This is a genomic window from Serratia sp. FS14 (genome assembly GCF_000695995.1).
GTDB lineage: Bacteria > Pseudomonadota > Gammaproteobacteria > Enterobacterales > Enterobacteriaceae > Serratia > Serratia nematodiphila.
Window position 1 is genome coordinate 159,228 of record NZ_CP005927.1, and the last position, 22,228, is coordinate 181,455.

General features: G+C 60.5%; 18 protein-coding genes and 1 pseudogene. 7 read left to right on the forward strand and 12 right to left on the reverse strand.

All coding sequences use genetic code 11. From position 1 onward, the window contains the following. Positions 1-65: 65 nt before the first annotated feature. From surA to apaH, 5 genes are read left to right on the forward strand one after another with little or no spacing between them, the layout of a single operon-like run. On the forward strand, positions 66-1,367 hold the full coding sequence (surA, locus tag L085_RS00710; RefSeq protein WP_004932876.1) for a peptidylprolyl isomerase SurA: 1,302 nt from the start codon (positions 66-68) through the stop codon (positions 1,365-1,367). Further along, positions 1,354-2,346: a 4-hydroxythreonine-4-phosphate dehydrogenase PdxA gene (pdxA, locus tag L085_RS00715; RefSeq protein WP_044031907.1), complete on the forward strand. Its 993-nt coding sequence runs from the start codon at positions 1,354-1,356 to the stop codon at positions 2,344-2,346. The genes surA and pdxA overlap by 14 nt, the downstream gene beginning before the upstream one ends. Beyond that, positions 2,339-3,157: a 16S rRNA (adenine(1518)-N(6)/adenine(1519)-N(6))-dimethyltransferase RsmA gene (gene rsmA / locus L085_RS00720; protein WP_004932881.1), complete on the forward strand. Its 819-nt coding sequence runs from the start codon at positions 2,339-2,341 to the stop codon at positions 3,155-3,157. Before pdxA ends, rsmA begins: the two co-directional genes overlap by 8 nt. A 12-nt stretch (positions 3,158-3,169) precedes the next feature. Beyond that, positions 3,170-3,547, forward strand: a complete 378-nt coding sequence (gene apaG / locus L085_RS00725) for a Co2+/Mg2+ efflux protein ApaG (RefSeq protein ID WP_015376624.1) — start codon at positions 3,170-3,172, stop codon at positions 3,545-3,547. A 2-nt stretch (positions 3,548-3,549) separates the two neighbouring features. Further along, a complete protein-coding gene (gene apaH, locus L085_RS00730; protein ID WP_044029709.1) occupies positions 3,550-4,401 on the forward strand; it encodes a bis(5'-nucleosyl)-tetraphosphatase (symmetrical) ApaH in 852 nt (283 codons plus the stop codon). 46 nt (positions 4,402-4,447) lie between these two features. Here the strand turns inward: apaH and L085_RS00735 are convergent, their stop codons facing one another. The 4 genes from L085_RS00735 to L085_RS00750 all read right to left on the reverse strand — a co-directional run bounded on the left by L085_RS00735 (position 4,448) and on the right by L085_RS00750 (position 8,406). After that, positions 4,448-6,337 (reverse strand): PhoX family phosphatase, encoded by a 1,890-nt coding sequence (locus L085_RS00735; RefSeq protein ID WP_044029711.1) that lies wholly within the window; start codon positions 6,335-6,337, stop codon positions 4,448-4,450. 181 nt (positions 6,338-6,518) lie between these two features. Next, positions 6,519-7,001 carry a type 3 dihydrofolate reductase gene (gene folA, locus L085_RS00740; protein WP_033631766.1) on the reverse strand — a complete coding sequence of 161 codons (483 nt, stop codon included), beginning with the start codon at positions 6,999-7,001 and terminating at the stop codon, positions 6,519-6,521. Positions 7,002-7,144: 143 nt separating this feature from the next. Beyond that, positions 7,145-7,609 carry a threonine/serine exporter gene (locus L085_RS00745; protein ID WP_015376621.1) on the reverse strand — a complete coding sequence of 155 codons (465 nt, stop codon included), beginning with the start codon at positions 7,607-7,609 and terminating at the stop codon, positions 7,145-7,147. Then, complete coding sequence (locus L085_RS00750; protein ID WP_015376620.1) at positions 7,606-8,406, reverse strand: threonine/serine exporter ThrE family protein; 801 nt, start codon at positions 8,404-8,406, stop codon at positions 7,606-7,608. Before L085_RS00750 ends, L085_RS00745 begins: the two co-directional genes overlap by 4 nt. A 128-nt stretch (positions 8,407-8,534) precedes the next feature. Here L085_RS00750 and L085_RS00755 point away from each other — a divergent pair, with 128 nt between their 5' ends. Beyond that, entirely contained in the window at positions 8,535-9,149 is a 615-nt protein-coding gene (locus tag L085_RS00755; protein WP_015376619.1) for a LysE family translocator, read from the forward strand. 35 nt (positions 9,150-9,184) lie between these two features. Here L085_RS00755 and kefC read toward each other — a convergent pair whose 3' ends face one another. From kefC to pvcA, 8 genes and pseudogenes are all read right to left on the reverse strand, one after another. Then, entirely contained in the window at positions 9,185-11,038 is a 1,854-nt protein-coding gene (gene kefC / locus L085_RS00760; RefSeq protein ID WP_021505358.1) for a glutathione-regulated potassium-efflux system protein KefC, read from the reverse strand. Next, positions 11,031-11,588: a glutathione-regulated potassium-efflux system oxidoreductase KefF gene (kefF, locus tag L085_RS00765; RefSeq protein ID WP_004932911.1), complete on the reverse strand. Its 558-nt coding sequence runs from the start codon at positions 11,586-11,588 to the stop codon at positions 11,031-11,033. The genes kefC and kefF overlap by 8 nt, the downstream gene beginning before the upstream one ends. A gap of 171 nt (positions 11,589-11,759) precedes the next feature. Beyond that, positions 11,760-14,984 (reverse strand): carbamoyl-phosphate synthase large subunit, encoded by a 3,225-nt coding sequence (gene carB, locus L085_RS00770; protein ID WP_044029712.1) that lies wholly within the window; start codon positions 14,982-14,984, stop codon positions 11,760-11,762. Positions 14,985-15,000: 16 nt separating this feature from the next. Beyond that, complete coding sequence (carA, locus tag L085_RS00775) at positions 15,001-16,149, reverse strand: glutamine-hydrolyzing carbamoyl-phosphate synthase small subunit (protein ID WP_004932920.1); 1,149 nt, start codon at positions 16,147-16,149, stop codon at positions 15,001-15,003. 470 nt (positions 16,150-16,619) lie between these two features. Further along, positions 16,620-17,441, reverse strand: a complete 822-nt coding sequence (gene dapB / locus L085_RS00780; protein WP_021505361.1) for a 4-hydroxy-tetrahydrodipicolinate reductase — start codon at positions 17,439-17,441, stop codon at positions 16,620-16,622. Positions 17,442-17,704: 263 nt separating this feature from the next. Further along, positions 17,705-18,965 (reverse strand): annotated as a pseudogene (locus L085_RS00785) (nucleotide disphospho-sugar-binding domain-containing protein). Between the two features lie 25 nt (positions 18,966-18,990). Further along, entirely contained in the window at positions 18,991-19,854 is an 864-nt protein-coding gene (locus L085_RS00790; RefSeq protein ID WP_016929131.1) for a TauD/TfdA family dioxygenase, read from the reverse strand. A gap of 96 nt (positions 19,855-19,950) precedes the next feature. Next, the gene (pvcA, locus tag L085_RS00795; RefSeq protein ID WP_044029713.1) at positions 19,951-20,919 is read right to left on the reverse strand and encodes an L-tyrosine isonitrile synthase; all 969 of its coding nucleotides are present in this window, start codon (positions 20,917-20,919) and stop codon (positions 19,951-19,953) included. Positions 20,920-21,131: 212 nt separating this feature from the next. Here pvcA and L085_RS00800 point away from each other — a divergent pair, with 212 nt between their 5' ends. Next, a complete protein-coding gene (locus tag L085_RS00800) occupies positions 21,132-22,037 on the forward strand; it encodes a LysR family transcriptional regulator (protein ID WP_021505363.1) in 906 nt (301 codons plus the stop codon). Positions 22,038-22,228: the final 191 nt, after the last annotated feature.

Sequence of the window (22,228 nt, forward strand, 5' to 3'; positions counted from 1 at the left end):
CGCTTTGCAACACTTTGAAAACGAGAACTTTCACCCGCATTTGCGGATTACATAATGGGAAATGTATGAAGAACTGGAGAACGCTTATTCTCGGATTGGTGGTTTGCGCCAATGCCGCGTTCGCAGCACCCCAAGAAGTGGATAAAGTCGCCGCCGTCGTGGATAACGGCGTGGTACTCGAAAGCGACGTCAACGGACTGTTGCAGTCGGTGAAGCTCAACGCCCAGCAGGCCGGTCAGCAACTGCCGGACGACAAGACGCTGCGCCATCAGATCATCGAACGTCTGATCATGGATAACATCCAGCTGCAGATGGCCAAGAAAATGGGCATCACCGTCTCCGACGCCGAGCTGGACAAAGCGATCGCCAACATCGCCGCGCAGAACCGCATGAACGTCGATCAGCTGCGCAGCCGCCTGTCGTACGAAGGGTTGAACTACAACACCTACCGTTCGCAGATCCGTAAAGAGATGCTGATTTCCGAAGTGCGTAACAACGAAGTGCGCCGCCGCGTCACCATCCTGCCGCAGGAAGTGGACGCGCTGGCCAAACAGGTGGGCGCGCAGAACGGCAGCGACACCGAAATGAACATCAGCCACATCCTGATCCCGCTGCCGGAAAACCCGTCGCAGCAGCAGGTCGACAAAGCCGAAGAGCTGGCCAAACGCCTGGTGGGTGAGATCAACAGCGGCGCCGACTTCGGCAAGCTGGCGATCACCTACTCCGCCGACTCTCAGGCGCTGAAAGGCGGCAACATGGGCTGGGGCAAGCTGCAAGAGATCCCGACCCTGTTCGCTGAACGTCTGGTGAGCGCCAAGAAAGGCGACGTCGTCGGCCCAATCCGTTCCGGCGTCGGCTTCCACATCCTGAAAGTGAACGATATCCGCGGCGCCAGCCAGTCGGTGTCGGTCACCGAAGTGCACGCCCGTCACATCCTGCTGAAGCCTTCGGTGGTGCTGACTGACGATCAGGCGCGCGCCAAGCTGCAATCCGTTGCGGAAGCCATCAAGAGCGGCCGCGCCAAATTCGCCGACGAAGCCAAACAGCTGTCGCAGGATCCGGGTTCCGCCATGCAGGGCGGCGATCTGGGCTGGGCCTCCCCGGACATCTACGATCCGGCCTTCCGCGATGCGTTGCTGAAGCTGAGCAAAGGTGAAATCAGCGCACCGGTGCACTCTTCCTTCGGTTGGCACCTGATTCAGCTGCTGGATACCCGTCAGGTGGATAAAACCGACGCCGCGCAGAAAGATCGCGCTTACCGCATGCTGTTCAACCGTAAATTCGCCGAAGAGGCGCAGACCTGGATGCAGGAACAGCGCGCCCAGGCTTACGTGAAGATCCTCGATGGCAGCGATGCGCAGCAATAAACGCGTCGTCATTACCCCCGGCGAACCCGCCGGGGTGGGGCCGGATTTGGTAGCTGCCCTGGCGCAACAGGATTGGCCTGTTGAGCTGGTGGTGTGCGCCGATCCGGCCCTGCTGCTTGAACGAGCCAGGCGTTTGGGCCTGCCGCTGACGCTGCGCGACTACCAACCGCAGCAACCGGCCGAGGCGCAACGCGCCGGCACGCTGACCGTGCTGCCGGTGTCGCTCGCTCAGCCGGTCACCGCCGGTAAACTGAACGTCGGCAACAGCGCCTACGTGGTGGAAACCCTGGCGCGCGCCTGCGACGGCTGCCTGAACGGCGAATTTGCCGCGCTGATCACCGGCCCGGTGAACAAAGGCGTGATCAACGACGCCGGCGTGCCGTTTATCGGCCATACCGAATTCTTTGCCGATCGCAGCCGCTGCGATCGCGTGGTGATGATGCTCGCGACCGAAGAGCTGCGCGTGGCGCTGGCGACCACCCACCTGCCGCTGCTGGCGGTGCCGGGCGCCATCACGCAGCAGAGCCTGTTCGAAGTCATTCGCATTCTCGACCACGATCTGAAAACCAAATTTGGCATCGCTCAGCCGCACATTTACGTCTGCGGTCTGAATCCCCACGCCGGGGAAGGCGGCCATATGGGGCGCGAAGAGATAGACACCATCATCCCGGCGCTCGACGCGCTGCGCGCTGACGGTATCCATCTGATCGGCCCGCTGCCGGCGGACACCCTGTTCCAGCCCAAATATCTGCAAGATGCCGATGCGGTGCTGGCGATGTATCACGATCAGGGGCTGCCGGTGCTAAAATACCAAGGGTTCGGCCGCGCGGTGAATATCACCCTCGGTTTGCCTTTCATACGCACCTCGGTCGACCACGGTACCGCTCTGGAACTGGCCGGCACCGGCACCGCCGATGTCGGCAGTTTCCAAACGGCCCTGAATCTCGCCATTAAAATGATAATTAATTGTAATGAATAACAGAGTCCACCAAGGGCACTTTGCCCGCAAACGCTTTGGACAAAACTTTTTAACCGATCAGTTTGTCATCGATAGCATTGTCTCCGCCATTCACCCGCAGCCGGGCGAAGCGGTGGTCGAGATCGGCCCCGGCCTCGGCGCCTTGACCGAGCCGGTTGGCGCGCGCATGGACCGCATGACGGTGATCGAACTGGACCGCGATCTGGCCACCCGGTTGGAGAACCATCCGCGGCTGAAAGACAAGCTGACCATCCGCCAGCAGGATGCCATGACGGTGAATTTCGCCGAACTGGCCGAGGAAGCTGGCCAACCGCTGCGCGTATTTGGTAACCTGCCGTACAATATTTCGACGCCGCTGATGTTCCACCTTTTCAGCTATACTCAGGCAATCCGCGACATGCACTTTATGTTGCAAAAAGAGGTGGTCAACCGTCTGGTGGCCGGCCCGAACAGCAAGGCCTACGGGCGTTTGACCGTGATGGCGCAGTACTACTGCAACGTCATTCCGGTGCTGGAAGTGCCGCCGACCGCGTTCGCGCCGCCGCCGAAGGTCGATTCCGCCGTGGTGCGCCTGGTCCCGCACACCGAGCTGCCGAACCCGGTGGGCGACGTGCGCATGCTGAGCCGCATCACCACGCAGGCGTTCAACCAGCGGCGGAAAACCATCCGCAACAGCCTGGGCGACCTGTTCACGCCGGAGCAGCTGACGGAGCTGGGCGTCGATCCTTCGCTCAGAGCAGAAAATATTTCTGTGGCGCAGTACTGCAAGCTGGCGAACTGGCTGTCAGCCAATCCGGCGCCGCAGCAATAAGGAGTTGTTGTCATGATTGATTCGCCCCGCGTGTGTATTCAGGTTCAGAGCATCTATGTGGAATCACAGTCGATCCCTGAAGAAGAGCGTTACGTCTTCGCCTATACCATTACCATCCGCAATCTGGGGCGGACCAACGTGCAACTGCTGGGCCGTTACTGGCTGATCACCAACAGCAACGGCCGCCAAACCGAAGTCCAGGGCGAAGGCGTGATCGGCGAACAGCCCGTCATTCCGCCCGGTGGAGAGTTTCAGTACACCAGCGGCGCCATTCTGGAAACGCCGCTGGGCACCATGGAAGGCCATTACGAAATGGTTGACCATCAGGGTCAGCCGTTCCGCACCGCTATTCCCGTGTTCCGCTTAGCCATTCCAACGCTGATCCATTAATTATGTCGACATACCTTATCGGCGACGTTCACGGCTGTTTCGATGAACTGAAGTCGCTGCTGGCTCAGGTTGCGTTCGATCCCGAGCGCGATCAACTGTGGCTGACCGGCGATCTGGTGGCGCGCGGCCCCGCCTCGCTGGACGTGCTGCGCTATGTGCGCTCGCTCGGCCCGGCGGTGCGCATGGTGCTGGGCAACCACGATCTGCACCTGCTGGCGGTTTACGCCGGCATCAGCCGCAACAAACCCAAAGATCGCATCACGCCGCTGCTGGAAGCGCCGGACGCCGACGAGCTGATCAACTGGCTACGCCGCCAACCGGTGCTGCAGGTGGATGATGAGCAAAAACTGGTGATGGCCCACGCCGGCATCACCCCGCAGTGGGACATCGACACCGCGAAAATGTGCGCGCGCGAAGTGGAGGCGGTATTGAGCAGCGACAGCTATCCGCTGTTCCTCGACGCCATGTACGGCGACATGCCGAACAACTGGGCGCCGGAGCTGAGTGGCCTGGCGCGTCTGCGTTTCAGCACCAATGCGCTGACGCGCATGCGCTACTGCTTCCCCAACGGCCAGCTCGACATGATCTGCAAAGATGCGCCGGGCAGCGCGCCGGCGCCGCTGAAACCGTGGTTCGAGCTGCCGCGCCTGGTGGACCCGGAATACACCATCATCTTCGGCCACTGGGCCTCGCTGGAAGGCAAGGGCACGCCGGAGGGCGTGATCGGGCTGGATACCGGCTGCTGCTGGGGCGGCGATCTGACGATGCTGCGCTGGGAAGACCGCCGTTACTTCACGCAGCCCGCCAATCGCGGCGAAGCGACTGACCACGCCGGCAGATTAGCCGCATCCTGAAACGATAAAGGCGGCCCGGTGGCCGCCTTTGTTCTGTATTGCCACCTTACGCCCCAATCACTCCGCCATCATCACGCGTGATCATCAACACCGATGAACGCGGGCGCGGGCTGTTGTTCGGGAAGTGCGAATCGCCTTCTTCTCCGGGATGCTGTACGTTGACGAACATCGTCTTGTAGTCCGGGGTGAAGGTGATGCCGGTCAGTTCACAGGACTTCGGCCCCACCATGAAACGGCGGATCTCGCCGCTGACCGGATCGCCCACCAGCATCTGATTGTTGCCCTGCCCGACGTAATCGCCCTTGTTGCTGTACTTGCCGTCGGTGAGGATCCACAGACGGCCGGCGCGATCAAAGCCCAGCCCGTCCGGGCTGTTGAAGGTATTTTCCGCCGTGATATTCGGCGTGCCGCGGTTGACGCCTTCGGGATGGGCGATCGGGTTGCCGCACAGCGCATAGATGTCCCAGGCGAAGACGTCGGCGGTGGCATCGCCGCCCTCGTCCCAGCGAATGATTTGGCCGTAGATATTGTTCGGTCGCGGGTTGGCGGCGTTCAACGGCATCCCTTCCTCGCCGCGCTTGCTGTTGTTGGTCAGCGTGCAGTACGCGCGCCCGTCATGCGGGTTCACCGCGATCCACTCCGGGCGATCCATTTTGGTGGCGCCGACCTGCTGTGCCGCCTTGCGGGCGAAGATCAGCACTTCGGCCTCATCGCGGAAACCGTTCTCCGGCGTCAGGCCGTTCTTGCCGAACTCAAGCGCAATCCAGCGTCCTTTGCCCTTCAGCGGCGTGCCGGCTTCATCGCCGTCGAACTGCGCCACGTACAGCGTCCCCTCATCCAGCAGCGTGCGATTGTTGGCCGGATTGGCGGCGTCGACCACGCCTTTGGAGACGTACTTATAGATATGTTCGCCGCGCTCGTCGTCGCCCATGTACACCACCAGGCGGCCGTCTTTGGCCACGGTCACCGCCGCGTTTTCATGTTTGAAGCGGCCGAGCGCGGTGTGCTTGATGGGCGTCGAGGTCGGATTCAACGGATCGATCTCGACGATCCAGCCGTGGCGGTTGAATTCGTTGGGGTTCTTCGCCACATCGAAGCGCTCGTCATAGTCCGGCCAGTTGCGCTCCGGTTCGCTGGCCTTCAGCGTGTAGCGCTTCTGTTCCGGCGTGGTGCGATAATCGGCCTGACGGGTACCGAAATAGGTATCGAAGTTTTCCTCGCAGGTCAGATAGGTCCCCCACGGCGTCTTGCCGTTGGCACAGTTGCCGAAGGTGCCCAGCACCTTGCGGCCGCTCGGATCGGCGGCGGTCTGCAACAGCGGATGTCCGGCGGCCGGGCCGCTGAATTGCATCTCGCTGTTGGCGGTGATGCGGCGGTTATAGCGCGACGGGCGCTCCACCTCCCAGCGCTGGCCGTCGCCGACCCGCTTGACCGCGACAATGGAGACGCCGTGCGCCGCCTGCGATTTGCGCACCTCTTCCAGGCTGGTGGCCTTGGCGCCGCCGTGGGCGAACAGGTACTGCTCGTTAACGTATTCATTATTGATGGCCATCACGCCGTGATTGTCATCGATAGGGAAGAAGCTCATGCCATCGTTGTTGTCGCCAAACTGCTTCTCCTGATCGGCGGCGCTGTTGTTGCCCTGCGGATCGAAGGCCGGTGCGCCATCCACCAGCGGCTCCCCCCAGGAGATCAGCACCTCCGCACGGTAGCCCGGTGCGATGGTCACCTCGTCGGCGGTAGATGCGGCGATGCCCTGAAAGCCCAGCAGCCTGTTCGGTGGCAGATCCTCGGCCAACGCCTCGGCGGAGACCGACCAGATGCCGCCGCCGAGAAAACCGGCCAGGCCGACGGCGCCGGCGCTGCCGAGCAGCAGCTTGCGGCGAGTGGGATCGATCAGGCGGTCGGCGTCTAATTGCTCAATTTGCTTGGTCATAACGTGGTTACCTTTTTAGTTTTGGCGCCGCGGTCAAGATTCACCAGAGTTGCCGTGGCGCTCGGAGTTGGGCTTCATACTAATCAGGTAATGTGACGGAAAGGTTACGAATGACCGGCATAAAAAGGCCGGGGGCGCAATTGCTTGCGCCCCCCGGGGATAACTGGCTAACAGGCTGAGATCAGCGGCGCTGCAGGATTTCGAAACAGTAGCTGTGCGAGTTCAGATTGTCGGCATCGTGGAATTCGCTGAACGTGGTTTCCCACTCGTCCGGCTCGTAATCCGGGAAGTGGGTATCGCCGCCGACTTCGGCGTCGATGTGCGTCAGGTACAGACGGTCGGCGCGCGGCAGCAACTGGGTATAGATGCGCCCACCGCCGATCACCATCACTTCTTCCACCTCGCCCGCGGCGGCCAGCGCCTCATCCAGCGAGGTTACCCAGGTCACCCCGGCTTCGTTGCCCGGGCGGCTGCTCAAAACGATATTGTGGCGGCCCGGCAGCGGGCGGCCGATGGACTCGAAGGTCTTGCGGCCCATAATAACCGGCTTATTCAACGTGTTGCGTTTAAACCACGCAAGGTCCGCCGGCAGGTGCCACGGCATGGCGTTTTCCATGCCAATAACGCGATCCGCCGCCAAGGCAGCGATCAGGCTGATAATCATTGTTTAACCCTGTGTAGGCAGCAAAATTGGTGACACTATACGTAAAGGCCTGAGTGCCGTCGATAGGCTAATCAAGCAAGATGAATATATAAGATAGCTCTTATCAGCATATCTAATAACCAACGTTCTTCCGCCGGGAAATTTCACACGCCGGGGCGTTTGCGGTACAGCCACAGGCCCGGTAACGACAGGCCGATCGACAAGGCACCGACGATGAAACTGGCCTTGAGGAAGTTGGTGATCATGGTCTCCATCAAGGCCTCGCTGTAGCCCAGATGCGAGATCTCCACCACAGTTATCATCGCGGTATAGGCGGAAATGCCGGGGAACATCGGGATCACCGCCGCCACGGTGAACACTTTCGGGTGCGCCAGCAGCCAGCGCGACCAGTAGATGCCGATGATGCCAATCAGGATCGCCGCCAGCAGCGAGGCCCACTCGATGTTCATGCCGGCATGCATCATCAGCATGCGCGAACCGCGCCCGATAGCCCCGAGCAATGCGCAATAGCGCAGCGCACGCAGCGGCACGTTAAACACCATGGCGAAGCCCAGCGCCGGCACCGCCGCCAACAGCATCTCCTGCAACAAGGCCCACAACAGATTCATGACCACCCCCGCAGATCCCACAGCGACATCGCCATCACTACCCCGATACAGGTCGCCAGCGTCAGCAGGCTGGCCATCGCCCAGCGCGCCAGCCCGGTATTCACATGCCCCTTGAACATGTCGGCCACCGCGTTGATCAGCGGGAAGCCCGGCACCAGCAGCAGCACGCTGGCGGCCATCGCCACGCTCGAGGTGTCTTTAAACGCCGGCAGGCGCAGCAGCAGTCCGGAGATCGACGTCGCGACAAATGCCGTCAGGCAGAAATTGATCAGCGGATTCATCTGGCGGGCGGTGAGGATTTGGCGCACCAACATCGCCGTGCCGCTGGCGATAAAGGTCACCAGGAAGGCGTCGCCGCCACCGCCGTTGAGCATGCTGAAGCACCCGCAGGACAGCCCCACCATCAATACCACCAGCCAGCGCGGGTAGCGCAGCGGCCGGATCCTTTCAAAGCGGCGCGCCACGTCGTGCGCATCCGCCAGGCGATGCTCGGCGAGGATCACGATATGCTGCACTTCGGTCACCACCTGCATATTGATGCCGCGATCGACGTTCTTACGGGTGGTGGTCAGACAGGCACCATGGCTAAGAGTGGTCAATACCACCGCATTGGCGGAGATCGAGCTTTCCACGCTGTCCATGCCCAGCGCCAGTCCCAGGCGAGTTGATAACTGTTCCACCACCGTGCTCTCGGCGCCGTGCTGCAACAGCAGCAACGCGCATTGAATGCACAGTCGGGTGATTTCACGCTGTTGCCGGTGCGGTTCCGGCCTGTCTGTGGCGGTAGTCTGCTGCATGGTGCTCCGTCGCGGGCGGTAGATGAATTATTATCATAGAGCCTAACAATACCTCATTGGGTTGATGCGCATCAGAGGAAGCGGCGTTATTATCGCCAGATTGCTGCCTTTTGCGCGAGACGTCTCCCATGCTTGAAACTTCGTTGTTCGTCGCCGGCATTGCCGCCCTCGGCATGCTCTCCCCCGGCCCGGATTTTTTCCTGGTGATCAAAAACGCCGCCCGCTACCCGCGGCTGGCCGCCATGATGACCGCCTTCGGCGTGATCTGCGGCGTCGCCACCCACATGTCCTACTGCGTCGCCGGGCTGGCGGTGGTGATCACCACCACGCCGTGGCTGTTCAACCTGCTGAAATACGCCGGGGCGGTCTATCTGGTGTGGATCGGCATCCAGGCGCTGCTGTCGCGCGGCGGCGGCAAAATGAACGTCAGCAATCTGCCGCAGCAGCAGGTCAGCCTGAAGAGCGCCTTTGCGCAAGGCTACCTGTGCAACCTGCTGAATCCGAAAGCCACCCTGTTCTTCCTGGCGGTCTTCACCCAGGTGCTGCAGATCGATTCCGGTCTGGGTGACAAGCTGTGGTACGCGGGGATTATTCTCGGCCTGTCGGTCATCTGGTGGCCGCTGCTGGTATTTTTGATCCAGAGCGGGCCGGTGCGCCGCGGGCTGGAAAAGACGCAGAAGATCGTCGACAAATTGCTGGGCGGCATGTTGATCGCCTTAGGCATCAAGGTCGCGCTGAGCTAAGCAAAAAAAGGGGCGCCATCACGGCGCCCCTCCCCTTATCCTTTGGCTTCCACCACTTCATCCTCCGGCGCCTTGCCGTCGATACTGCCGCGCCAGCCGGTCTGCTGCACCCGCGCCAGCCGATTCTGATCCTGCTCGATGGCCGCGCTGAGCATCTCCTTGGCCCGCTGCAGGCTGGCGATACGGAATTCAGTATCCTGGTAATTATCCAGCGTATCTTCCAGCATCTTCAGGTTATAGCGACGGAACGTGTCCGCTTTCTCGCGCGCCTCATAGGCGTCCAGCCCCAGCAACTCCAGCGTTTCACGGCCGACGCGCAGCGAGCTTTCGAAGGTTTCGCGCTCCGGTTTTTCCACCCCCAGCTGCCGCAGCTGATACCAGTGATCGACGTCGCGCGCCCGCGCCACCACCTTAAGATGCGGGAAGTGCTGCCTGGCCAGCTCGGTTAACGCCAGGCTGTCTTCCACGTCGTCGATGGCGTTGATCAGCACCTTGGCGTGAGCGGCGCCGGCGGCCTCCAGCAGATCGGCGCGCGTGGCGTCGCCGTAGAACACCTTGGTGTCGAATTTACGCAGCGTTTCGATATGGTCCGGATCGTGATCCAGTACCACGGTGTGCACGCCGTTGGCCAATAACAAACGACCGGCGATCTGGCCGAAACGGCCGAAGCCGGCGATGATCACGCTGGCGTTCTCGTCATCAATGACGTCAGCCGGGCGATCCTCTTTCGGCGCATTTTTCTCCAGCTGCGCGGCGATCACCAACAGCAGCGGAGTGGCCGCCATCGACAGCGCCACCGCCAGCGTCAGCGACTTGGCCCATTCAACCGGCAAGACGCCGGCCAGCTGTGCGGCGCTGAAAATCACGAAGGCGAACTCACTGCCCTGCCCCAGCAGAATGGCGAACAGGCCGCGCTGGCGCTTCGGCACGCCGAGCAGCGGCCCAATCAGCCACAGCAACGCCGCCTTGATCAGCATAAAGCCCAGCAGCAGCGAGGCGATCAGCAACGGATGATGGAACAGCGTGCCGAAGTCGATCGACATGCCGACGCCGATGAAGAACAACCCCAGCAGCAGTCCCTTGAACGGCTGAATATCGCTCTCCAGCGCGTGGCGGTATTCCGAGCTCGCCAACAGCACCCCGGCGAGGAACGCCCCCATCGCCATCGACAGTCCGGCCATCTCCAGCAGGATGCCGAAGCCGAACACCAGGAACAATGCCACGGCGCTGAACACTTCGCGCATGCCCGAACGGGCGACGAAGTGCAGCAGCGGGCGGGTGACGTAGCGGCCGAGCAACACCACCATCGTCAACGCGCCCACCACCTTGGCCGCCGACAGCATGAAAGCGCCCAGCGTGGTGGTGGCGCCGCTGCTGGCCAGCAGCGGGATCATCGCCACCAGCGGGATCGCCGCGATATCCTGGAACAGCAGCACCGCAAACGCGCTGCGGCCGATCGGCGACGGCGTCAGATTGCGTTCGCTCATCGCCTGCATGGCAATGGCGGTGGATGAGAGCGCCAGCGTCAGGCCAATCAGCAACGCCACCTTCCAGTTAAGGCCAAGGAAGTAACAGAAGGCGCTCAGCGCCAGGCCGCAGCCCACCATCTGAATGCTGCCGCCGCCGAACACCGAGGCACGCAGCGTCCACAGCCGTTTAGGATCCAGCTCCAGGCCGATGATAAACAGCATCAGCACCACGCCGATCTCGGCGAAGGTCAGGATCGATTCGGCGTCCGACACCAGCTTCAGCCCCCAGGGGCCAATGATGCAGCCGGCGATCAGGTAACCGAGCACCGAGCCCAGTCCCAGGCGCACCGCGATCGGCACAAACAGCGCCGCGGAGCCGAGGTAGATCAGCCCTTCGATCATCATGTGGTGATTATCCATGGCTGGCCTCCCGGGTTTCCGCTTCGGCATGTTCCATCAGGTAGTCGACCAGCCGCTGGCGGTAGGCTTCGCCGGCGGCAAGCAGCGCCGGCTCGTTGCAGGTAAAGGTATTGTGCACGGCGAAATAAGGCAGCCAGGTCATGCCGCAATAGATCGCCGTGGCCTGCAGCGGCTGCGCCAGCGCGGCGAAGTTGGGGAAGTCGCCCAGCTCGAAGTGGTGCTCGTCGCCGCCGCTGGTCACCGCCCACAGGCAGTCTTTACCCACCAGCGCATTGCCGTCGTGGCCGTAGGCCCAGCCGTGCTCCAGCACTTTGTCGATCCACAGCTTCAACAACGGCGGGAAGCTGTACCACTGCATCGGATGTTGCAGCACCACCAGGTCGGCGCGCTCCACCGCCCGCTGCTCGGCGTTGATGTCGATATTGAAATCGGGGTACAGCTCATACAGCGAGCGCACCTCCACCTCGGGGAGATCCTTCACCGCCTGCAGCAGGCGGTGATTGGCATGCGAATGCCGGGGATACGGGTGAGCATAAATTATCAGAATCATTGTTATCGTCGTTCCTTCGTTCCTTGCCAATACACCAAGCATATACCAATCACACAGAGTGACAGTTTGCCCACTGATTGATAGCGGAAATTTTTAACGCCAGCCGAAAAATTCGCTGAATAAAAAAGGGCGCTGCATCTGCAGCGCCCCTTACGTTGCGTTATCGCGCGGTTACTTGCCGATGCGCGCGTGCATTTCCTGCACCGACGTCACCTGCTCGGTCGGATCCGCTTTCAGCGCCATCGCGGTGGCGAAGCCGCCGTTCAGCGTGGTGTCGTAGTGCACCTTGTACTGCAGTGCGCTGCGGCGAATCAGCTTGGAGTCCTCAATCGCCTGACGGCCTGCCGTGGTGTTGACGATGTAAGTGTACTCGCCGTTCTTGATACGGTCCTGAATGTGCGGACGCCCTTCGTGCACCTTGTTGACCAGGCGCGGGTTGATGCCCGCTTCGCCCAGCACCACCGCGGTGCCGTGGGTGGCGTCCAGCTCGAAGCCCTGCTTCAGCAGGCTGGCGGCCAAATCGACCACGCGGGCTTTATCGCCTTCGCGCACCGACAGCAGCGCGCGGCCCTGCTTCTTCATGCCCGAGTTGCTGCCCAGCATCGCTTTGGAGAAGGCTTCCGCGAAGGTGCGGCCCACGCCCATCACTTCCCCGGTAGAGCGCATTTCCGGCCCCAGAATCGGGTCGACGCCCGGGAATTTGTTGAACGGCAGCACCACTTCTTTCACCGAATAGTACGGCGGGATGATCTCTTCGGTCACGCCCTGCTCGACCAGCGTTTTGCCTGCCATCACGCGCGCGGCCACTTTGGCCAGCGGCACGCCGGTCGCTTTGGAGACGAACGGCACGGTGCGCGCGGCACGCGGGTTGACTTCAATCAGGTAGACTTCGTTGTCTTTCACCGCGAACTGCACGTTCATCAGGCCGCGCACCTGCAGCTCGAACGCCAGTTTTTCCACCTGACGACGCATCACGTCCTGAATTTCCTGGCTCAGGGTGTACGCCGGCAGCGAACACGCGGAGTCGCCGGAGTGCACGCCCGCCTGCTCGATGTGCTCCATGATGCCGCCAATCAGCACGCGCTCGCCGTCGCAGATAGCATCGACGTCCACTTCCACCGCATCGTCCAGGAAGCGGTCCAGCAACACCGGCGCATCGTTGGACACGCTGACCGCGGTCTGGAAGTAGCGGCGCAGGTCGGTTTCGTCATAGACGATTTCCATCGCCCGGCCACCCAGCACGTAGGAAGGACGCACCACCAGCGGATAACCGATGCCCGCCGCCTTCTCGACCGCCTGCTCGATGGCGGTGACGGTGGCGTTGGCCGGCTGCTTCAGGCCCAGGCGGTTGACCGCCTGCTGGAAGCGTTCGCGGTCTTCGGCGCGGTCGATGGCGTCCGGGCTGGTGCCGATGATCGGCACGCCTGCGGCTTCCAGCTCGCGCGCCAGCTTCAGCGGGGTCTGGCCGCCGTACTGCACGATAACGCCCTTCGGTTTCTCGATGCGCACGATTTCCAGCACGTCTTCCAGGGTCACCGGCTCAAAGTACAGGCGGTCCGAGGTGTCGTAGTCGGTGGAGACGGTTTCCGGGTTGCAGTTGACCATGATGGTCTCGTAGCCGTCTTCACGCAGCGCCAGCGAAGCGTGCACGCAGCAGTAGTCAAACTCGATGCCCTGGCCGATACGGTTCGGCCCGCCGCCCAGCACCATCACTTTCGGCCGGTCGTTGGTCGGATTGGACTCGCACTCTTCTTCATAGGTGGAGTACATATAGGCGGTGTCGGTGGCGAATTCCGCCGCGCAGGTGTCCACGCGCTTGTACACCGGATGCAGGCCGTAGCTGTGGCGCAGCTTGCGAATTTCGCTCTCGGCGACGCCGGCCAGCTTGGCCAGACGCGCATCGGCGAAGCCTTTGCGCTTCAGGGTGCGCAGGAACTCTTGGTTCAGGCCGTTGATGCCCGCGTCGGCCACCTGCTCTTCCAGGCGCACCAGCTCTTCAATCTGCACCAGGAACCAACGGTCGACGTTGGTCAGGTTGAACACGCCGTCGACCGACAGACCGGCGCGGAAGGCGTCGGCGATGTACCAGATGCGGTCGGAACCGGCGTCTTTCAGCTCGCGGCGGATTTTGGTCAGCGCTTCCGGATCGTCCAGGCTCACTTTCGGGTCGAAACCGGTGGCGCCCACTTCCAGACCGCGCAGCGCTTTCTGTAGCGACTCCTGCTGGGTGCGGCCGATGGCCATCACTTCACCGACCGACTTCATCTGGGTAGTCAGGCGATCGTTGGCGCCGGCGAACTTCTCGAAGTTGAAGCGCGGGATCTTGGTCACGACGTAGTCGATGGACGGCTCGAACGACGCCGGGGTGCGGCCGCCGGTGATGTCGTTCATCAGCTCATCGAGGGTGTAGCCCACCGCCAGCTTGGCGGCAATCTTGGCGATCGGGAAGCCGGTGGCTTTCGACGCCAGCGCCGAAGAGCGCGACACGCGCGGATTCATTTCGATAACGATCAGGCGGCCGGTTTTCGGGTTGACCGAGAACTGCACGTTGGAGCCGCCGGTTTCGACGCCGATCTCACGCAGCACCGCCATCGAGGCGTTGCGCATGATTTGGTATTCCTTGTCGGTCAGGGTCTGGGCCGGCGCGACGGTGATCGAGTCGCCGGTGTGGATGCCCATGGCGTCGAAGTTTTCGATGGAGCAAACGATGATGCAGTTGTCGTTCTTATCACGCACCACTTCCATCTCGTACTCTTTCCAACCGATCAGCGATTCGTCGATCAGCAGCTCGTTGGTCGGCGACAGATCCAGACCGCGTTCGCAGATCTCTTCGAACTCTTCGCGGTTGTAGGCGATGCCGCCGCCGGTGCCGCCCATGGTAAAGGAAGGACGGATGATGCACGGGAAGCCGACGTCAGCGGCCACCGCCAGCGCTTCTTCCATGGTGTGCGCGATGCCGGAACGCGCGGTATCCAGACCGATTTTCTTCATCGCCACGTCGAAACGGCGACGGTCTTCGGCCTTGTCAATCGCATCGGCGGTGGCGCCGATCATGGTAACGCCGAACTCGGCCAGCACGCCCTGACGCTCCAGTTCCAGCGCGCAGTTCAGCGCCGTCTGGCCGCCCATGGTCGGCAGCACCGCATCCGGGCGCTCTTTTTCGATGATCTTGCGCACCACTTCCCAGTGGATCGGCTCGATGTAGGTCGCATCGGCCATTTCCGGGTCGGTCATGATGGTCGCCGGGTTGGAGTTGACCAGAATGACGCGGTAACCCTCCTCGCGCAGCGCTTTACACGCCTGGGCACCCGAGTAGTCGAACTCACACGCCTGGCCGATAACGATCGGGCCAGCGCCGAGGATCAGGATGCTTTTTATGTCTGTACGTTTTGGCATTTTTTACTGCTCCTGATTATTTGGCGTTAGAACGGTAAGTCTCAATCAGTTCGATAAAGTGATCGAACAGCGGCGCGGCGTCGTGCGGGCCTGGGCTGGCTTCCGGGTGGCCCTGGAAGCTGAACGCCGCTTTGTCGGTGCGGTGAATGCCCTGCACCGTGTGGTCGAACAGCGATTTGTGCGTCACGCGCAGGTTCGCCGGCAGATTGTTCTCATCGACCGCAAAGCCGTGGTTCTGCGCGGTGATCATCACGGTGTTGTTGTCCAGATCCTTCACCGGGTGGTTGCCGCCGTGGTGGCCGAGCTTCATCTTCATGGTTTTCGCCCCGCTGGCCAGCGCCAGCAGCTGGTGGCCCAGGCAGATGCCGAACACCGGAATGTCGGTTTCCAGGAACTGTTTGATGGCGGTGATGGCGTAGTCGCACGGCTCCGGATCGCCCGGGCCGTTGGACAGGAAGATGCCGTCCGGATTCATTTTCAGCACCTCGTCGGCCGGGGTCTGCGCCGGCACCACGGTCAGGCGGCAGCCGCGATCCACCAGCATGCGCAGGATGTTGCGCTTGGCGCCGTAGTCGTAAGCCACCACGTGGAACGGCAGTTCCGCGGCGGTTTTGGCTTCCGGCAGGTCGCCTTCAAGCGTCCAGCTGCCTTGCTGCCAGCTGTAGGCCTCTTGGGTGGTGACCTCTTTCGCCAGATCCATGCCCTTCAACCCCGGGAAACCTTGCGCCTTGGCCAGAGCCAGCGCGGCGTCCGGCGAATCGGCGGCGATGATGCAGCCGTTCTGGGCGCCTTTTTCGCGCAGCAGGCGAGTCAATTTACGGGTATCGATATCGGCGATCGCCACGATGTTGTGACGCTTGAGGTAGTCGGACAGGCTTTCTTCATTACGGTAGTTGCTGGCGATCAGCGGGAGGTCACGAATGACGAGGCCTTGGGCGTGTACTGCGGAGGATTCTTCGTCGGAAGCATTGGTGCCGACATTGCCGATATGAGGATAAGTAAGAGTAACGATCTGGCGGGAATAGGAAGGATCAGTGAGGATTTCTTGATAACCGGTCATCGACGTATTGAAGACCACTTCCCCCACTGCCGTTCCCTCTGCCCCGATGGCCCGACCGTGGAATTGGGTTCCGTCTTCCAGAACCAATAGCGCTGACTTTATCAAAACACCCTCCAAGGAATAATCAATCACAATATTTGCATATTAATTCAGATATCGCGATCTAAATCAATGCAAAAACCGTCCGCGAGGCCAATTTTTGGCAAATTGGGCGCATTTTAATGATGAGTGCCTGGCTTGTCTACCCAAACTGCCGTTTTTTGTTTTATTTTTGCAGTTCTCGGCGCTCATGCGGCTTGAGCGGCGATAAAAACACAGAAAACCGGGACTGGAAAACGGTTGCGGGGAAGAATGACGGAAAATAGCGCCGGAATGGGACAAAAAAGACGCTGAAAAAGCCGAGGGTGGAAAAAAAGGAGATGATTAGCAAAGTAAACACAGACAAATAACAGCTTTGGCAATGAAATAAAATCAACATGATATTTATCATGTTAAAAAAAAGGACAATAAAATTATTGCCCGATTATCATAGCATTATGATCAATACAACCACATCACGATGGTATGCAAATCAATTATAACTGGTCCAAATTCAACACGTCGCGCATATCAAATAAACCTTTATCCCGGTTATGCAGCCAGGCAGCCGCGCGCACCGCACCGCTGGCAAAAGTCATGCGGCTGGAAGCCTTATGGGTAATTTCCACCCGTTCACCGATGTCGGCGAACATCGCGGTGTGCTCGCCGACGATGTCGCCAGCGCGAATGGTGGCAAAGCCGATGCTCTTCGGATCGCGCTCGCCGGTATGGCCTTCGCGCGCATAGACCGCACAGCTTTTCAGATCGCGCCCCAGCGCGCCGGCGATCGCTTCGCCCATCGCCAACGCCGTGCCCGACGGCGCATCTACTTTGTGGCGGTGGTGCGCCTCGACGATTTCGATATCGGTATAGTCGCCCATCACCTGCGCGGCCTTCTCCAGCAGTTTCAGCACCAGGTTGACGCCGACGCTGAAGTTGGCGGCGAACACGATGCCGATATGCTGCGCTGCAGCGCGGATCGCCTGCTTGCCCGCGTCATCGAAGCCGGTGGTGCCAATCACCATCGCCTTGTGGTGCGCCACGCAAAAATCCAGGTAGTTCCGCGTGCTTTCCGGGCGGGTGAAGTCGATCAAAATGTCGAACTCGCTCGCCACTTTCTCCAGGCTGTCGCTTACCTTGACGCCCAGCGCGCCAATGCCCGCCAACTCGCCGGCATCGACGCCGATCAGGCTTGAACCCGGGCGCGACAACGCCGCGCCCAACACCACGCCTTCCGCCTGCTGCACCGCCTGGATCAACTGACGGCCCATCCGGCCGCCGGCGCCCGCAATCGCAATGCGGATTTGTGAATCACTCATGCTTGCTCTCTTCTTGATTTGACGCCTATCCCATTAGGCTATCGATTCAGGGTAACTGCCCCGCTGCAGCGCCGCCAGAGGATTCATTTCATAATTAGAAAATTATGATATTCCCCCGTTTTCATCAGCGGCGCTGTCGTGAGATTAACATTCAACCGATTTGGCGGCCTGCGACGATTGTACATAATCATGCAGTTTCCATGGCAAAAAAATGCAGAAAAAAGGCGCCGAAAATGGCGCCTGGAGAAAGGATCACAGCGAAGTCAGGCAGTAATGGCGGCCACTTCGTTGGCGATCGCCGTCAGCGCATCGTGGCGGGCATAGTCCTCACGCACCAGCGCCGCGCGCTGGCGATAGATCGGCTGCTGCAGAATGCGCGTCGCCGCCGCCAGGATCTGTTCAGGGCTTGGCGTGCTGGTGTGCAGGCTGATGCCGCAGCCGGCGGCGACCACGCGCGCGGCCGCCTCCAGTTTGTCTTCGCCGGTGCCGGCGACGATCAGCGGCACGCCGCTGTTCAGCGCATAGTTGATCGAGCCGTAACCGCCGTTGGTGATCAGCAGCGCCGTCTCCGGCAACCAGCGTTCGAAGGAGATAAACTCCCGCACTCTGGCATTGGCCGGCAGCGCGTCCATCAGTCCTTCCGTCGCCCGCCCGCCGGTGGTGGCCAACACCCGCACCGGCAGATGCGCCAGCGCCTGCAGCGTCGGCACGATCAGCTGATGCAAATCGACATTGGCCAGCGTGCCCTGCGTCACAATCACCAGCGGCCGGCGGTCGTCCGCCTCCCACAGCGTCTCTTCCGACGCCGGCTGGCCGCCGCTGCGCAGCGGGCCGACGAAGCGCACGCCGCTCGGCAGATCGTCACGCTCATATTCCAGCGCCGTGGTAGCCAACTGCAGGAAACGCTCGCAGCCGCCGATCAGCGCGTCGGTGAACGGGCGATCCAGCGCCCGCCCGCCCGCCTGCACCAGCGCCGCATCGAAGCTCTGCTGTACTTCATCGAGCAGCACGCGCGTTTCTTCATCCACCAGCTGCTCACGGGTCAACGCCTGCGGCAGCAGCGCCGGCGGGATGCGCGGGCCATAAAAAAATAGCATCGCGCGAGGAATACGACAGCGGCGTAACGCCGATACCGAAGACCGGCGGCCGTTCGGCAGACTGCAGCAGCGGCAGCACGCCGTAGAAGCAGTTCTCCACCATCAGCAGATCGGTCTTTTCGGCGGCGATGGCCGCACGCAGCTGACGATCCAGCAGCGGGATCGGCGCGGCGAAGAAATCTTTCAGCGCCAGCGCCATCTGCGCATTGCCCGGCGGCAGCGCGGCGCGCTCGGGGAAGTGCTGCTCCAGGTGGCGGTAATCGAAATCCACCTGCGCGTCGAACGGCACGAAGCTCGCGCCCGCCGCCTCGGCGCGTTCGCGGAACAGCGCGCCGGTCATCACCCGCACCTGATGCCCTTGGGCAATCAGGTGGCGAGCGATAGCTAACATCGGGTAGACGTGCCCCGGAGTGGCGACCGCCGCCATCAGTATCCTTGCCATAATGCTCCTTTTAAGCTTCTGCGTTGGCCGGCTTCAGCGCCAGATTGGCGCACACCGGATTGCTTTGAATATGCACGCGCTGCAAATGACGCGCGGAACGGGCGGTAAAGCCCTCGCGGCCGTGCAACAGCGAGAAGTTGTCCGCCACCACCACGTCGCCCTGTTGCCATTGGTGGGCATAATAGTGACGCGGATCGTACAGATGCTGCTGCAGAGTGTGGTGGAACTGTTCCTGCTGTTGTTCCGGCACGCCGTGATATTCCAGCGCATGTTGATTGAGGAATTTTTTCCCCTCCGTCGGCGGTTCATTGTAGCGCATGATCAAGCCCCTGCCGTTCGGGTGCTGCACCACCAGCGGCGAACAGACTTCACCGCCGTAGTGCACCACCTGCTTGATGCGGTAGGTGATCGAGACCGACAGCCACTGATCCAGCAACGCTTCGTCCGCATTGGCCAGCAAGCGCGTGGTGTCGACGAAGGTAGTGCACCCGCCTTCGTCCGGCGACGGCGCCGCCACGCAGTGGAACAGCTGGAACTCGGGAATAGTCGGCTTATACATGCCATCCCAATGCAGCGGGACGTAGCTGCTGTCGAAAATATGATCCTTGGCGTCCGGATGTTCCTTCACGTCCAGCACCGCGCCAAACGGCCACATCATGATCTCGCCCCACTGCTCGGCGTAGCGCGTCAAAACCTCCCCATCGCTAAAACCGGAGTCGAATCCGCGCAGCACCAGCAAGTGATGCTCCTGCGCCAGCGCCCGCAGCGCTGCCACCGGCAGTTCGCCGATCTTTTGCCCCGGATGCTGCGGCGTCAGGATCGCGCCGAACGGGGTATTCGGTTGAATATGGCAATTAAGCGGTTGGTTATTCATCGGTGATTCTCCTTGCATCGAATGTGCTGCTCACACGGCAACGTGCCGTCAAAAACGCGTCCGCCAGGATTTCGGGCGCAAAAGCCTGCAGCGGCCTCAGGCCATCTGCGGTTGTTCGATCAGGTAATGGCTCGGCGTGCCGCGGATCTCCACCAATTCGCCGTCCAGGCTCTGCGCATCTTTACGCTTCATCAGCACGAACTGGCCGTTAACGTTGGCTGCCACGCCATGCCACGGCGTCAGCCAGTCGTCTTTGGTCGGCATCATGTGGATGCCTATCTTCAGGCTGTCGGCCGGCTGCGGGTGAATCGACAGGCGTATCGCCGCCGGGAAATGCTGGGCCAGCAGGTTACCCCAGGCCCAGCTGCGCTGGATAACGCCGCAGGCGCGCCGTTTGGCGTCTTTTTGCAGCGCGGCGTTGGAACCGCTGTAGCCCGGCAGGAGGCTGTCTTCATACAAGAAGCGCGTGATGGCGCGATACAGCATTAATCCCTGCTCGTCCTGCATCAGCTGGCGCTTGATCGCCTCTTCCGATTCGGCATAGCCGTCCACCAACAGCCGGCGCAGCAGATCGTAGTCATCGGTATGCTCCGCCAGGCCTTTGACGTCGCCGAGGTTGAATACGCTCAGGTGGGTTGCGCCTACTTCATGCAGCAGGCTTTCAATCTCGCGCTGATAATGGTTGATCGCTTCGTCGCTGACGCGGATCAGATCGCCAAACACGTGGCCGTCGGAACAGATAACGATATGCGCGCCCGGCGGGTAATAGAGTTGAATGCGCTGGCACAGCGAGTTGAGGAAGATCAGCGACAGCCGCTCCGCCATGTCCGGCACCGCGCCTATCACCTTATTGGCGTTGGGTGACTTGGTCGGAAAAGCCGGCAGCACGAATTCGATGCGCTGGTCGTTTTCAATGAATGCCCGAATGCGCGGCAATTGCACCTGAGTGACCTGCAGCTCTTCTTCAGCCAGAGAAGCATCGTCGGCGATGAGGCGACGTCGATATTGCAATAATTCACGTAGGATTTTTAATGCTATTTCTTCTTTTTTCTGTGCGCTATCCACAATGAGCTCCTGTTGCGATGTGGCACGGGTGTATTATTGGCAAGCGCAATAAGATTTATCAAAAAGAGATAAAGCGCATGCAAAATAATAATCAGCCCGTCGTTTATATGCTTCAGGCAATATAGGAAAGATGGTGCTATATTATTAGCCCGTATAAATCACAATCTAGGTTAAGTTGTGCTTAACAAACTATGAGCAATATTTTAAAACGCATGGCCATTTTCTCAAAAGTGGTCGATTGTGGCGCATTCAGCATGGCGGCAAAAGAATTGGGCATGACGACATCGGCCGTCAGCCAGCATATTCGCCAGCTGGAGGAACATCTGGGCATTCAATTACTGTTGCGATCGACGCGCTCATTGAGCCTGACCGAAGCCGGATTGTGCTTTTATGAAGATTGTCTGCTGATGATCCACGCCGCCGAGCGCGGGCAACAGCGGATCGCCGCGCTGCGCGGTGAGCTGGTCGGTGAACTGCGCGTCGCCACCTCGACCGAATTCGCCACCCATTATCTGGTGCCGGCGCTGCAGAGCTTCCTCGACGAACACCCGCGCATCACGCTGCGGTTGGAAATCCACGATGAGAGAATAGACCTCATCGCGCAACGCATCGATCTGGCAATACGCGGCGGCGCGCTGGCTGACTCCAGCTACGTCTCAACGCGGCTGGCGCGCTGCCGCGAAGTGCTGTGCGCGTCCCCAGCCTATCTGGCACACCACGGGGTGCCGGATTCGCCTCAGGCGCTGACCCATCATCATTGGGTCACCTTTACGCCGCTCGGCAATCCGCAGTTTGTTCGCCTGATCCATCGCGACGGCGGCGAGCACCGCATGCGCATGACCGGGCGACTGTTCACCAACAGCGGCATGGCGATGAAGGAGCTGGCGCTGACCGGCAAAGGCATCATTCGCAATTTCTTCGCCAACGTTGAACGAGAGTTGCGCAGCGGCGAGCTGATTGAAATATTGCCCGACTGGCGATTACCGGAAATTAATTGCTATGCCATTATGCCGAGACGGGAGATCCAGCCATTAAAAGTCCGGCGATTGCTGGAGCATATGAAGCTCTATTTAAAGGAGAAAGGATTAAACGACCTAGAACAGATTCGACAAGAATAAAATAAGAAACATCTGCAAGACTACTATTGTAATTATTGTAATCACGTTGACGACACCAGGCCCTATTTAGATTGCAGCCTAATGATATTCTATTTAATGACTTCATTCAGCCTATATAATTAATGACGCCACCGCTATTTCAAATACTCAGAATAAATTTGACTTTAGTTAGCAGAAAATTTGAATATACT